General features: G+C 39.3%; 14 protein-coding genes. 3 read left to right on the top strand and 11 right to left on the bottom strand.

Features of this window, described 5'->3' with window-relative positions; translation table 11 throughout:
- Positions 1 to 30: 30 nt before the first annotated feature.
- From INE92_RS15510 to INE92_RS15520, 3 genes are all read right to left on the bottom strand, one after another.
- The gene (locus INE92_RS15510; RefSeq protein WP_195436218.1) at positions 31 to 1155 is read right to left on the bottom strand and encodes a DEAD/DEAH box helicase; all 1125 of its coding nucleotides are present in this window, start codon (positions 1153 to 1155) and stop codon (positions 31 to 33) included.
- Between the two features lie 94 nt (positions 1156 to 1249).
- A complete protein-coding gene (locus INE92_RS15515; RefSeq protein WP_032811555.1) occupies positions 1250 to 2323 on the bottom strand; it encodes an NAD(P)H-dependent flavin oxidoreductase in 1074 nt (357 codons plus the stop codon).
- Positions 2324 to 2679: 356 nt separating this feature from the next.
- A complete protein-coding gene (locus INE92_RS15520) occupies positions 2680 to 2979 on the bottom strand; it encodes an RNA recognition motif domain-containing protein (protein WP_004315028.1) in 300 nt (99 codons plus the stop codon).
- Positions 2980 to 3310: 331 nt separating this feature from the next.
- Here INE92_RS15520 and INE92_RS15525 point away from each other — a divergent pair, with 331 nt between their 5' ends.
- Positions 3311 to 4078, top strand: coding sequence for a LuxR C-terminal-related transcriptional regulator (locus INE92_RS15525; protein ID WP_195436213.1), 768 nt, complete (start codon positions 3311 to 3313; stop codon positions 4076 to 4078).
- A gap of 39 nt (positions 4079 to 4117) precedes the next feature.
- Here INE92_RS15525 and INE92_RS15530 read toward each other — a convergent pair whose 3' ends face one another.
- The gene (locus tag INE92_RS15530; protein ID WP_008645051.1) at positions 4118 to 4702 is read right to left on the bottom strand and encodes a hypothetical protein; all 585 of its coding nucleotides are present in this window, start codon (positions 4700 to 4702) and stop codon (positions 4118 to 4120) included.
- A gap of 138 nt (positions 4703 to 4840) precedes the next feature.
- Between INE92_RS15530 and INE92_RS15535 the strand changes: the two genes are divergently transcribed.
- Together INE92_RS15535 and INE92_RS15540 are read left to right on the top strand one after the other, a co-directional pair.
- Positions 4841 to 6904: a HelD family protein gene (locus INE92_RS15535; protein WP_015531689.1), complete on the top strand. Its 2064-nt coding sequence runs from the start codon at positions 4841 to 4843 to the stop codon at positions 6902 to 6904.
- Positions 6905 to 7077: 173 nt separating this feature from the next.
- Entirely contained in the window at positions 7078 to 7299 is a 222-nt protein-coding gene (locus INE92_RS15540) for a DUF1905 domain-containing protein (protein ID WP_287644247.1), read from the top strand.
- Between the two features lie 179 nt (positions 7300 to 7478).
- On the opposite strand, the gene INE92_RS15545 is transcribed toward INE92_RS15540, so the two are convergent.
- The 7 genes from INE92_RS15545 to INE92_RS15575 all read right to left on the bottom strand — a co-directional run bounded on the left by INE92_RS15545 (position 7479) and on the right by INE92_RS15575 (position 14718).
- Entirely contained in the window at positions 7479 to 8405 is a 927-nt protein-coding gene (locus INE92_RS15545) for an N-acetylmuramoyl-L-alanine amidase (RefSeq protein WP_195436212.1), read from the bottom strand.
- Between the two features lie 30 nt (positions 8406 to 8435).
- Positions 8436 to 8786: a hypothetical protein gene (locus INE92_RS15550; protein ID WP_004296148.1), complete on the bottom strand. Its 351-nt coding sequence runs from the start codon at positions 8784 to 8786 to the stop codon at positions 8436 to 8438.
- Positions 8787 to 8871: 85 nt separating this feature from the next.
- Positions 8872 to 9390 carry an HU family DNA-binding protein gene (locus INE92_RS15555; RefSeq protein ID WP_004310610.1) on the bottom strand — a complete coding sequence of 173 codons (519 nt, stop codon included), beginning with the start codon at positions 9388 to 9390 and terminating at the stop codon, positions 8872 to 8874.
- Between the two features lie 382 nt (positions 9391 to 9772).
- Positions 9773 to 10591 carry a DUF5106 domain-containing protein gene (locus tag INE92_RS15560; protein WP_032812131.1) on the bottom strand — a complete coding sequence of 273 codons (819 nt, stop codon included), beginning with the start codon at positions 10589 to 10591 and terminating at the stop codon, positions 9773 to 9775.
- A 142-nt stretch (positions 10592 to 10733) separates the two neighbouring features.
- Positions 10734 to 11060, bottom strand: a complete 327-nt coding sequence (locus tag INE92_RS15565; RefSeq protein ID WP_229077587.1) for a hypothetical protein — start codon at positions 11058 to 11060, stop codon at positions 10734 to 10736.
- A gap of 35 nt (positions 11061 to 11095) precedes the next feature.
- The gene (locus INE92_RS15570) at positions 11096 to 12727 is read right to left on the bottom strand and encodes a fimbrial protein (RefSeq protein ID WP_195436208.1); all 1632 of its coding nucleotides are present in this window, start codon (positions 12725 to 12727) and stop codon (positions 11096 to 11098) included.
- Positions 12728 to 12732: 5 nt separating this feature from the next.
- On the bottom strand, positions 12733 to 14718 hold the full coding sequence (locus INE92_RS15575; protein WP_195436206.1) for a hypothetical protein: 1986 nt from the start codon (positions 14716 to 14718) through the stop codon (positions 12733 to 12735).
- Between the last annotated feature and the right edge of the window lie 11 nt (positions 14719 to 14729).

Genomic DNA, 14729 nt, shown 5'->3' on the forward strand with positions numbered 1-14729 from the left:
TTAATGAATAAATAATGTAAGTGCTTACCTTCAAATAGTGAAATCAGCCTTATTGAGTTTCTTACCGGTTAACTTTTGAATATCATTCACTAGTTTACGTTCTTCCTGCGAACAGAACGTAAGTGCAGTTCCCATATTCCCTGCTCTTCCTGTACGCCCAATACGGTGCACATAGGTTTCGGGAACATCCGGAAGATCATAGTTGATAACCAAAGGTAATTCGTTAATATCGATCCCCCTGGAAGCAATATCAGTGGCAACCATCACCCGAGTTTTTCCCGATTTAAAGTTGCCCAATGCAGACTGTCTTGCCGCCTGGCTCTTATTCCCATGAATAGCCTGGCTGCCAATTCCAGCCTTACCCAGAATCTTCACAATCTTATCAGCATTGTGTTTAGTACGTGAGAAGATAAGTACTGACTGATCTTCCGCCTTCGACAAGATCGAAATAAGCAACTGGCTTTTCTCCTTCTTTTCAACAAAATACACCAGCTGCTTGATAGAATCTACAGTAGACGATTTCGGTGTTATGTAAATCTTCACCGGATTCTTCAGCAGAGACTTAGTCAAGGAGATAATAGAATCAGGCATTGTTGCCGAGAAAAACAAAGTCTGCTTTTCTTTTGGAAGTTTCGGCAATATCCGCTTAATATCATGGATAAATCCCATATCAAGCATACGGTCAGCCTCATCCAATACAAAATATTGGATAGTGTCCAAATGTATATGTCCCTGACTCATCAAGTCAAGCAAACGTCCCGGAGTAGCGACCAGAATATCAATACCTTTACGCAACAGATCAACCTGCGGGCGTTGATTTACACCACCAAAGATTACTCCATGGCGAATACGAGTATGCTTTGAATAATCGTCAATACATTCACTGATTTGCAAGGCAAGCTCACGTGTGGGCGTCAATATCAAGGCTTTAATTCCCTGACGTCTGGCAACCTCTTTATCCAGTTGCAAATGCTGTATAATAGGAATAGCAAATGAAGCCGTCTTTCCGGTACCGGTTTGCGCACAGCCTAATATATCTCTTTTTGCCAGTGCAGGCGGAATCGCTTTTTCCTGAATGGGAGTTGGTACTGTATATCCTTTTTCTTCAATTGCTTTTAAAATCGGTTCGGTTATATTTAATTCTTTAAATGTCATAAATGTTATTTTTGCTGTACTCAAACAGCGATTAGTTTTATATATAGTGGGAAACCCGGACAATTTCAATCATGAAAAAGCAGAGTTTCAATCATTAAGCCAGTCTGTGGGTTGCTAAAAAAAACTCGCGTTCCAGTGTAGCCATTACTTCTTTTACGCTACTGATTTTTTCTGCGAGAAAGGCATTGCTACCAGCAAATGCATAGCCTTTTTTCATATTTCCTCTGGCTGCATTATATAGAGCCTTAATAATGCAATAAGGACTTTTTGTATAATCACATGTCTTTATACAATGGAATGAGCAACTTTTAGGCCTCTCCAAACCATTATTCACATTGTGAATAAATTCTCCATCAATAGCCCTTCCCGGCATCCCGACAGGACTTTCTATAATAAGAACATCTTCGGACTTGGAATGAATATATACTTCTTTGAATGTTTCTGAAGCATCACATTCAAGGGTGGTAACAAAAATACTCCCCATTTGCACACCGGAAGCTCCCAATTCCATAAAATGTGCTATATCCTCACCTGTCGAAATTCCACCGGCAGCAATCACCGGAATCTGCTTTTGTTCTTTATAACTGGATGCAATCATCACCACTTCCGGAATCAATGCTTCCAGAGCATAATGCTGATCCTGTATTTGTTCTTTTTTAAATCCTAAATGCCCACCGGCTTTAGGCCCTTCCACCACAATTGCATCGGGCAGATAGTTATAGTTTTTTTGCCACTTGTCACAAATAACCTTGGCAGCTCTTGAAGAAGATACAATAGGAACTAACTTGGTTACACTTTCCGGGGTCAAATATGACGGCAGATCAAGCGGAAGTCCCGCACCTGAAAATACCACATCTATCTTTTCCTCAATCGCAGTACGCACCATATCGGCATAATTAGATAAAGCAACCATGACGTTTACGCCAATAATACCTTCTGTTTTTGTACGTGCCTTGTGAATTTCTTCTCTCAGTCCACTTATACATTTCTCCGGATAAGAGCCTTTTCCCTTGGGATATAACAATCCTAAACCCGCACATGATATAACGCCTACTCCGCCTTCATTTGCAACTGCTGATGCCAGACCGGACAGTGAGATTCCTACTCCCATTCCACCTTGTATAACAGGTGTTTTAATTTCAATATTTCCTATAAAGAACGATTTCATATGTTTTATTTTGTATTGGCAAAACAGACAGATAGAAGTGAGCATACTTTATTCAAGTGCTCAATATTTGGTTCTGTCACGAATGATTTACCTTGTTGGATAATTTATTAAACTATATGCCCTTGGCTATTTCAAGAGTATTGTATTACAAAAAAGCCTAATAAATCTATTTTCAGAATGGAAAGTACAGGATTAGAAATTCCTAATTTTGCATAGAAGAGCCAGAATTAGCAGAACTTAAATGTAAAATGATTTTTCGTCTTCTCTATTCAGTAGAGATTCCCCCGTTGAATCATGAAACGGAAACAGCTTTTAAATGAAAGCAGAAGACAGAATCTTCTGCTTTTATTCGGATATTAATATCTTCTAGAGTTATTATAACCACCACGGCCTCCACCGTTTGACGGTCTTTCAGTACGAGGGCGTGCAACGCTTACTGAAATAACCTTCTGGTCGTATTCAACTCCATTCAGTTCATCAATTGCTTTTTGTCCTTCTCCATCGTTCGTCATTTCTACGAAAGCAAATCCTCTGGATCTACCAGTTTCTCTATCAAAAATAACTTTGGCTGAAGAAACTTCTCCAAACTCTGCAAATAAATTTGTTAAGTCGGCATCAGTTGTGCCATAGCTTAAACCTGAAATGTAAATGTTCATCTAAAAATTTTATTAAAATAAATACTATTTTGGAGTGAGGAGGATAATTACAGAAGAGGACTACTTACTAATAATATATTAAAAAGAAGAACTACACAATAATGATTCGTAACTCAAACTCTGGGAACAAAGGTAACACAATAAATTAGATAACTATGTTTTTATTCTATATTTTTCAATAGAAGCTCAATTATTATCATTTGTTAGCATGTCAATCACACAAAACAGTCACAATTAGCAATTCTCTCATTCATTCTTGACCATTTCCCATAATATATCTATTTTTGTTCCAGAACAATTATTAAGATACACCCAACAAATATATCCGAGAATGAAACTAAACACTACAACTAGAGAAGAAATGTGGGCAAAGCAGCATCTATCTGCTACCGACATTGACTATGCCGTATGGGAGCGGGATAAATCCATGCTTCATCAACTCTCGAAAATGGGTCGTAACTGTACATTTGTTGTTGATGTTTATAAATGCAAATATGCTTACGCCTCTCCGAATTTTGTTGATTTACTGGGATACGACAGCCACAAGATAGAAACATTAGAAAGACAGGGTGATTATCTGGAATCGCGCATCCATCCCGATGATCGCGCACAACTGGCGGCATTACAGGTCACACTAAGCCAATTCATCTATAGCCTGCCTTTTGAGCAACGGAATAGCTATTCTAACATTTACAGTTTTCGTATGCTCAATGCGAAACAACAGTACATACGTGTCACCAGCAGACATCAGGTATTGGAACAGGACCGCAACGGTAAAGCATGGCTTATCATAGGAAACATGGACATATCACCCGACCAAAAAGCCTCTGAAACCGTAGATTGTACCGTCCTGAATCTAAAGAATGGAGAAATATTTTCTCCTTCCCTATCGCTAATGCCTTCTACCAATCTTACTAATCGGGAAATAGAAGTATTACGTCTTATTCAAAAAGGCCTGTTAAGTAAAGAAATCGCAGACAAACTATGCATCAGCATTCATACAGTTAATATTCATCGACAAAATCTGTTACGGAAGTTAGGTGTACAGAATTCCATTGAAGCCATTCGTTTAGGACAAGAGAGTGGATTGCTAAGTTAATACATGCAATCTTTCTCCCCGCACAGTGATCCAATCTGGCTAGGGCATCCATTCCACCACACCCACCACCGGATGCAATCTTCTCCATTCCTCAAATTCCGGATAACTACGTACACCATCCTGAATCACAGCTTGATAATACTCCACTCCCATAATCTTTTCCGTATCAGGCGTTTCGTATTTTAATTTCAGGATAGCCAGTCTCATTTCATCTGTCAATACCGCAGAAATGCGTTCGGCCACCCTTTCAAAATAGCCATCATAACGAGAGCCTTCTTGGATATGAATCATATCCATTTGCCAGAGTTCTCCTTCCATATCCTTATACCATGCATGCCACTCTATACACGCTTCTGCTGTATGTAATAAATTCGTATATTCAATCTTCTTTACGGACGTATTTTCCGCCAATTCAGCCATCGCCCGAAAGCTGACAGACAAATCCAAAGGAGAAGTATAAATATGAAAATCAATATCCCGATGTTTCATCAATAATCCTGTACGCAACGAACCTACCAGATTCACTTTGGCACCAATCCCCTCCCATATCCGAACAATACGGGTATCCTCTATAATCTCCCAAGCTTTCTGCTGGTTACGTTTTGCCAATTCAAGAATATTCATCTTTTTCCTTATTAAGTAAGTATGCAAAAATAGGAAAAAGGATACATATATAGCTATAAATAACTATTTAATCCCTTAATGGGTTGAGCTAACTTTGTCCGCAATTTCAATTCTTCATCATACAACTAAAAAGAGATTATGATATTCAATCAAACAGAGAAACAGGAAAAAGAGTATTTACAGCAAGTCATAACCACCATCCATGATACGATTAACACCACCAGTACTTCCGTCAAAGAGCATATAGACACCCTGCAGGAATACAAGGATTATCTATGGTCGAACAAGGATATCGATCCCCACGAAATCCGTTCCATGCGAGAAAGCATCTTAAATCATTTTGCATTAGGTGAAAATGTAATTGACAAACGCAGGCGACTAAGCAAAATACTGGATATCCCCTATTTCGGACGAATCGACTTTCAGGAAAAGAAAGACAAAAGCCAAGTTAGTCCAATCTATATAGGAATACATACTTTCTATGACCTCAATCAAAAAAAGAATCTGATTTACGATTGGCGAGCTCCTATTTCAAGCATGTTCTACGATCATGAATTAGGCGAGGCGTTCTACTCCTCTCCGGCAGGCAAAATTAACGGGGCGATCTCACTCAAACGCCAATATCGTATTCGCAAAGGAAAAATGGAGTACATGATTGAAAGTTCCGTAACTGTTCATGACGATATTCTGCAAAAAGAACTATGTTCCAATGCCGACAACAAAATGAAAAACATCGTCACGACAATTCAGAGGGAGCAGAATCAGATCATCCGTAATGAAAACGCTTCTGTACTCATTATACAAGGTGTTGCCGGTTCAGGAAAAACCTCTATCGCGCTCCATCGTATTGCCTACCTGCTTTATGCACAGAAAGGACAGATTTCTTCCAAAGACATATTAATCATCTCCCCCAATAAAGTATTTGCCGATTACATTTCTAATGTACTTCCGGAACTTGGCGAAGAGACCGTTCCCGAAACCAGCATGGAGCAAATTCTGTCGGATGTAATTGACAACAAATATAAACACCAGAATTTCTTCGACCAAGTGACGGAACTATTAGAAAACCCGACACCCGACTTTATCGAACGAATACAATACAAAGCCTCCTTCGAGTTTATATCACTACTTGACAAATTCATCCTTTACATGGAAAACAACTATTTCAAAGCAACAGACGTAAAACTCACCAAATACATCACCGTTCCTGCCGAATTTATTAACGAACAGTTCAAACGATTCCACCGCTATCCCATACGTCAACGATTTGAGACTATGACAGATTACATTCTGGAGATGATGCAACTACAATATAATCTCACAGTTAGCACTCCGGAGAAAAACCAACTAAAGAAAGAGATAAAAAAGATGTTCGCGGGCAATAACGATCTCCAAATCTATAAAGACTTTTTTGAATGGATCGGAAAACCGGAGATGTTCAAGACACGCAAAAATCGCATACTGGAGTATGCGGACTTAGCTCCTTTGGCTTATCTGCATATCGCATTAGATGGGAACAACGCCCAATCTTATGTCAAACATCTTCTGATAGACGAAATGCAAGACTATTCTCCCATACAATACAAAGTGATTCAAAAACTTTATCCGTGTCGAAAAACAATTCTTGGAGACGCTTCCCAATCCGTCAATCCTTATGGATCTTCCACTGCCGGTATGATTCAAAAAGCATTTGTAACAGGAGAAATAATGAAACTTTGCAAAAGCTATCGTTCTACTTTTGAGATTACCAGTTTTGCACAAAAAATTCAATCGAACAATGAATTAGAACCGATTATGAGACATGGAGAACACCCCAAGATTCTTCCATTCAAAAGTACAGAAGAAGAGATCCAAGGTATTGCGGATTTAGTAAACTCCTTCAGGAACTCCCATTATACCTCATTAGGGATCATCTGCAAAACAGAATCCCAAGCAAAAGAACTTGTTCAAAAACTCCAGATATATGCAAACGACATCTCACTTTTGTCAAATCAAAGTTCTGCTTATGTGAAAGGGATTATCATCACTTCCGCCCATATGGCGAAAGGACTGGAATTTGACGAAGTAATCATTCCGCAAACAAATGACAAGAACTATCATTCCAATATTGATAAAAGTATGCTTTATGTGGCAACCACAAGGGCTATGCACAAGTTAACTTTGACTTATTCTACCACTTTGCCCAGTTGCCAATTCCTATAATAGATGTGTATTCAAACAAACATCGAAAATTAATTAAAAGAAAAAATTATAGCTAATCTCCTATTATTTTCTATTTTTGTACAATAGAAAATAAGGGAATAAAATACGAGTTTACCACAAAAGTTTGGAACTACTCATCGACCGTTGGAACGGGCGGTTGACACATAGCCTGCCTGCCGAAAGAGATGTCCAAAGAAATAAGAGAGAATCTCGGATTCTTAGAGGAAGGCTGGGGACGGTTGAAGATGACGGCCAAAATCGGCAATACCCAATGGGAAACCGCAATCTGGTTTGACACCAAACTTGATACTTATTTACTTCCTCTCAAAGCGGAAATCAGAAAAAAGGAAAAGATCACAACTGATAAAGAAATAGAGATTGTGATTTGGATTTAAAACAAACGATAAGAAGAACTACCCGCAAAACAAGAGCCGCTTGAACAATCTCAAACGGCTCTATAAATTCTTTAGCAACATGGTTATCGATTAGTACAGCCATCGGTCTATATTTCTTTTTTCCGCACTGAATTCTACCCCTACTTTTACTAATTCACTCCCGTCTGCCTGATAAGGAATCAGATAGCCTTTTTCATCGATCTATAAATCCAACACACAATAACTAAAACCAGCAAAATAATCCCGTACCAATACCCACTTCCGATTATCCTATTAGTAGTTTTCTCAACTCCCGTTTTATGAATCTCTGTCTTAGAACTCATATCCGACAAACTCACAGACTGTGAATTCACTTCTTGAAGAAGTTGTTTTTCATTAACGTTTTTCCTATCCACCACAGTCTTCACCATCATCCCAGCCTTCAATCCAAGCGTATCAACAGGAAACACAAACACCACCTGTTCGATATGCTCTTCTACCACCTCCGAATCCTTTTCTGAAGCAACCTTATTTTTAACAAGACTTTTCCCGGAGCTACTATTTAAACTTGAATCAACCCTAACTTCACTCTCCCTATTTATCACCTCTTTCTTACTCCTACATCCCGACAGCAATACAGGCACAACCAAAGCCACCAACAACACAAACAGTAACTCCCTCCCACTCCTCAAAAACTCCTTCACATCAAAACAGGGACAAACCTTCACATATTCATAAGGTTCAATCACTCCGTCACCATTCAAATCCGGTGAAGTATCCCGATGTCCCAACACTTGGAGAATATTATATTCCCACTGCAAATCCATAATAATCTGATAAAGCACCCGTTTTTGAGCATTCGTTCGGGTATCTGCCGGACGCCCGTTCGCATCCAATCCACCGATATAACATATCCCGACACTCCGCTCATTCCAACCTTTACAATGAGCACCGGCCAGAGAAACATCCCGCCCCTTTTCCAATTTCCCATCCAAACGGACCACATAGTGATACCCGATACCGTTGAACCCACGTTCCCGGTGCCAACAGTCAATATCCGCAGCAGTAAAATCCTGCCCGGCTTTCGTAGCCGAACAATGTACTATGATAGAATCTATATTTCTCATGATAATTCATTATTAGTTCAAACGCACCAGTTAATAATCCGAAGGTGGCATACGCTTCACGCACCCTCTAATCTCACACTTCTTCACTTCCGACTCCTTCTGTATCAACTCCACTTCATGACATTTATGTATCCAGTCAATCTTCTCTTCCTGCTCCTTGCGAAGTTCAATATAAAGCCCGTCTATCTTCTCGTCACGTTGAGTCAGCCGTTCTTCCAGCCAGTCCACCTTTTTACGGCGATTTTCTTCTTCCATACTGTTCACGGACGCTTCCTCTTTCCGTGCATCCGTCTTACGGCAAGTGATATACCTCACTAACCATTTCACAGCTTCCAAACCACCCATAGCGGTAATAAAAGCAAGGATTGTAGTTATTTGCATATTTATATTTTTACGTAGTTATAAAGAAAGAATGAGGCCGAAGCCCCATTCCATACAAACCAGACAGTTCTCAACGACCTATGAATCAAGCTGCCGGATCCGGTGCTTCACCATTACCACCCGAACCACCATCCGGATCCGGAGTTTCACCTCCATCATCAGAACCGTCACCAATGCTACCCGAATCATTAATATGATCCAAATCCTTGAACTTCAATCCATCCGAACGGGTAGTCGTCCCGGTAAACAGACGAATGTCCGAGTTGGCACGAAAACAAATACGAAGCCCTGAAATATTAGCGATTGTAAAATCTTCCGCCTTCTCCGTCCCTTTGCTTTGAGCAGAAAGGTAAAAATATCCCAGACCGGCGATATTCACCGAACGACCACCCAGCAATGTCTTTCTCAATAACGTACGGAAATCCTTCAATACACTAATCGTTTCACCCTCGCTGACACCGGAAGCAGACGCAATCTCCTTTGCAAACTCATCCAACGTTGCACTCGTATCATACTGATAAGAAATCACCGGATACACTTTCTTTCCTGCTTCTTTATTTGTAGGGTCACACAGGCGAGACACCCTTCTAAATCTAATAGCCATACTACTTTTCTTTTTTAAATAAATACTGTTTTAATTATCACTTCGCTAACGTTAACGATGCAAAGATGCAGCATCTTCCACGGAGATGAAACGACACCTAATAGCCTCATCAGAAAAGTACTAAAAAGCATTTCAGATATACGCAACCGACATAGAGGAACCAAATAAACGATAAGACAACGACGAAAAGCAAGAAAAAGCGACAAAACCGATAGCCGGGGAGAATAATAAATAAACAAATATATTCAAACTAATAAATATCATAATAAAAAAGTGCACCTTCTTCCCCACCGGGAAAAAGATGCACACACAAACAAAACAAACAATAGGCTACCTTCACAGGCAGCGGAAAAGTCATGATTCCATTTTTCCTATGCCACTATTATATATCATCATACTTATTTAATAAATAACCGGTAACTTCACCTATAGAAGAGGGTTCTTTCAATAATACTTGCTTGTCCTCTCCCAACAAATATATCGAAGGAAGAGAACGCAAAAAATATAGTTCTTTTTCAGTCAACACCTTCCTGACATCATAACCGTTTATCCACACAGAAGGAAGAGACTGCTGATATTCTTTCCACGCATCCATTTCACCTTCCGTACAAATCGTAACAAGAGCAAGTTGCGATAGGGATAGTCCACTATGTTGCAAGAAGGAATTTATTACCGATGATTCAGACAGTTCCATCATTGATTGCCGACAATAAATACAATCCGGATCATAAAACAGTAATAACGTATATTTAGCGGAAACATCCCATAGTTTTTGAAATTCTCCCGTAGAAAGAATGAAAGTAAAATCAGCAGCTTTTATCCCTATCCGGTTCTTTTTAAGCATTTTCAATTGATACAAGGGACGTATACGCATCATTCCATCTAAATGTCCGGATGTTAATGCTTCCTCCAATACTGAAATATAATAACTATCATTCCGTAGTGACGAATCAGGTTCATATAGATGATGCTCCAACCGTTGTAGAAACCAACGGTTTACCACCTTATTAACTTTAGTCTTCAACACCAATCTCCTGATATTTTCACAAGCCCTTTCCTCTGTCAGTTCCGACAATTGAGAAAGATAATCCACCAACATCCTTTCGGTAGTGGCAGAGCTGCTTAACCGGATAGTATCTGTAAAATCATACGTATCCCAAAAGCGCTCTATCAGTATGCTGTCTTTTTGTTGCTTTGCCATAGCATTTGATTCACCAGAATTGGCAGAACAAGTACATAAAAGTAAAAACACGCCTAAAGTAATATAAAGAAGTCTTATATATTTCTGATGGATTACCAATCTTAAAAGGTGTAATAACCTTAATCTTCGTTTATTCATAATTCTACAAGTTCAAGCACAATTCATTACACCATTTGACATACTCGTTTTCTCCACCGCAAATCCTTTCCGGCACTTTCATCTCTATACATTCATTCCCGACATATATCCGGCTCATCTCGAATATTTCCATCAGACAGTCATCCGATATACACACAAAAAAGCATATAATATCCGGATTATCATATTTCACGATTTTCATCCCCGGATAAAGTAAAGACAGATAAAAAGCAGAATATCCGAATGCTTTCCATGAATCCTCTAGACAATACAAATAAACAGAGCCTCGATTATCACCTTCTTTTTCCAAAATATCGTTTAATATATTCATCCTCATATCTCCTTTCACTCTTAACACTATTTGAATTATCCTTCCTGACGTATCCGAAGTTCAAAATATCCATTCCTACCAAACAGACGCACCTTTCCTTCACGTGCATTGCCTGTGCCATTTTCCTTTACATGGACAAAAATGTAATCATTAGCAGAGTCTAACTGCGGATAAGTAATAGCACCTTCGTGCCGTTGTTCAGCTATCCCGATCCAATCACATGAATCGAACACTTCCCCGTAATTCGTATATAACATAGGAAGCACTGTATATGACCGACCGATAGAGGAATGACGTTCAACAGTTACCGTTTTTTGTAGAACACCATATTGGATAATACTCGTAAAAGAGTATTCCGTACCTGCGACTTCACTCGATTCCGTGAAACACAAGTCCATCTCGACGGGATTATCAGAAGTATCATTACAAACTGTTTCCCCCGTTATTTCTGTCCCATTTGCTTTCACCGTTATCAATCCACGCTGAAGATTAGGATAATCCGGATCAAACATGGTGTAACCTTCCAATGATTCATCCCGGATGCACCGGTAGAAATGACCTAACACAAAAGAATTCAAGGTTTCATTACTGTATATAATCCAACGGGAATTTTCAAATCCCATCTGATAACCATTCTGCAAATAATTCTCTTGATAATCATGTGTACCATTATACTCTAATAACATGAATGCTTCCATATCATTAGTAAATCCATTCTTTTCTGCATTCTCGAATGAATTAGCGCCAAATCCCGTAACACTCCGGATATTCAGTTTATAGTAATCATTGCCTACAATTGAAGTCAACGGAACTTTTTCTCCTGTAGCATCATCTATTGTACATAGACGGAGTTTATAGTATCCTTCCTTTTCTGTCCCATCCGCTGCCGTATATTTTCCATGTACAACGATGTGAAATCCTTTATGCGCATCCAAACCCATTTTCCGAATCTGATACAGATAAATAGGATTTGACGAAGGAGCAAGGTTACTGACGGACAAAGTGGACGGACTGGTATAATCCACGTCTGCCAATACAGAGGCTGACACAGGACAACCCAACCAATTTATTGAAATCAATTCAAAATTGTTGTCTGCCACTCCCACACTGAATTTCGCAACATTCCGTTTTAAACTGAAACCATTGCTACCGTCACTTTCCATCGCATTACGAATAGCTATCATGTTGAGTGATGAAAGAGTTATGCGCCTGGTAGCCATTACAAAGGGTGGTTTTACAAGTGCTTTCGTACTTGTGCATATCCTGCTTTCCAAGTCCTGTAAAGTATGTATTGTCCCTGCTTCCATCGGATAATTAGCTATCAGATACAATGTATGCTCTCCTGTCGCCGAAGGAATGTTTACTGTCGTCTTATATTCATTTCCAGTCCATTCCAATACAGGATGCTGATGATAAACAATTTTTCCGTCATGATTGAATATCAGAAAATCCATACTTTCAACCTTTGCTTCATCGGCAGGGGTACCTGTTCCCCGCGTATACACAACAGACTCTTGTTGCACACTTAGTTTCAAAACCATTTGCTCCTGTACTTCTGTTGTATCGTTAATATCCGACATTTCATCACTATTGCAAGCCCCCAAAGAGAAAAGCAATACAAACAGGACTAATTGAATATATTTCTTTTTTACTATCATATCTATCATTTTTCTTATCCAACAGGGGGATAACGTAATTTCACACAACGCACCGTATGTCTCCCATTTCGCAATTCATCCGTCGTGGCACTTCCGTCCGGATCACTCATTGTTGCTACAATGAAAGTACCATCCTCATTCTTTCCCCAATAACTGTCCGAAAAGAAATTATTGGGAAGCCCGTTGGTTCCGGCATTCAGGAAAACATAATTCATTTCTTTTCCTGTAGGCAATCTCCATCCACTGCCTAAATTTGCACATATAGAGGACGCATTTTCCTTCGTGACATTCGTTACATCTGAACTTGAGACTATAAAATCTGAAAGTTCAGGAGGACGAACATCAAGTGTACAGTTATAGCGATATTTTTTATTCTCTTTATAATCGTCTATGAGATTTCCCGATCCGTAACTTACATATGCCTTTCTGCCATTTGTATCATGTTCCTCTATGCACCATGCTTCAGCAGAATTAATCGCCCAATTTTCACGTATGGTAGCTAATCTCCAGCATCCTTTCCCTCTTGTTGCATCATTCTCATTTACTCCTTCAGGATAATATGCTCTACATCCAGTTTCCCGGGTGGCTCTTTTATAAAACTCATCATTATAAATACCCGTACGTATCCAGTTAGCCTCTTCCCAATATCCCATGGCTTCAGCCCAAGTAACAAGGTTATTTCCGACACGAATTGTTTCAGATCTATAAAGTTGCAGATTAAGTTCAACAGATGCGGTACCCGATTTTAATGTAGTTACATATATAATATCATTACCAGTATTCCAATTTCCACGTCTGAACCCGACGCGACCGCTTTTCTTTGTCGCGTCATCATATTCTATTGTCATCTGCAGTTGATTACCGATTGTCACCTCATCGGGAAGTTTCACTTCAACCGGAGCGTTACAAGCAAAACGCACATACGAGTAAAAGCGTAAAGACTTTACTTCGACCGTCTTTTTGTTGACTGCAAGAAAACTAGCTCCCGTTATTTCAATCGGAACATTGACTTCCGACCATCCGGAAACGTTGGATTTCACTTCAAGGGACTCCTCCCCATAACCGGTAATCGCTTTAATATTCAAACTATAATGCCTGTTGCGGGTTATATTCCATTCTGTAGAATGTGAATCAATTGAATTCATCGCATCACCAATCGGCAAAGTATATATACGGGTGATTCCTCTTGATGTCCCTTTAATGCGCAATACCATTCTGTAAATCTCATCCATCGGCAGATATTCCGGCAAATATATATCACCGGATGACCATGTGAAATGATTCTGTTCTGCACTGCTATTTTCTAGTGAAAAAACGCGGTTATCTAGAAACCCCTCTTCTATCCTGTATTTACAGGAAGCCAGATAACTATACTTTGGAATACGAAGTAACTCCATAGACTCAAGATTAACGAATTCACCTGTAGGGTTTCCATTTTCACAAATCTCCGTACTAAGGTCAAACTTCACACTTAACTTGGCAATCACTCGTTGCAACTTTATCTCCAGTTTTGAAACAGAAGCGGATGCCCCTTCCGGATATATCTCATTTTTACTCCGTACATTCACATTGAGCAACTGCCGGAAAAATACAAATTTTGAAGCACTCAGGCTGCTTTCCGTATTCATCTGAATATTTTTCAATTCTTCAGGGCTATTGATTCCCGAAAGATCTACCGGTTCATTTCCTATCACATAAATATCATTGTATCCTATATAGGTAATGGCAACATAATCTTCATTTACATCTATCAATTGATTGCTGACTAAAACTTTAGGACCGTAAGGATTGGAAGTACGTGTCGAGAAAATGATAACACGCAATTGTGATACCTCATTTTCATCCCCTGCAACAAGTTTCGGCATGATACTGACAGGAATTTCCTTGCCTTCCCCCTGGCCATTACTATCGGAAGATGCTTCTATTCCGTCAGTACAAGCAGTAAGCAGATATAATAATGTCACAACGAAGCTATATATATAAACTAATTTCAGTTTCATTCTCTCGTTTA

The sequence above is a fragment of the Bacteroides xylanisolvens genome, assembly GCF_018289135.1.
In the GTDB taxonomy this organism is placed as follows: domain Bacteria; phylum Bacteroidota; class Bacteroidia; order Bacteroidales; family Bacteroidaceae; genus Bacteroides; species Bacteroides xylanisolvens.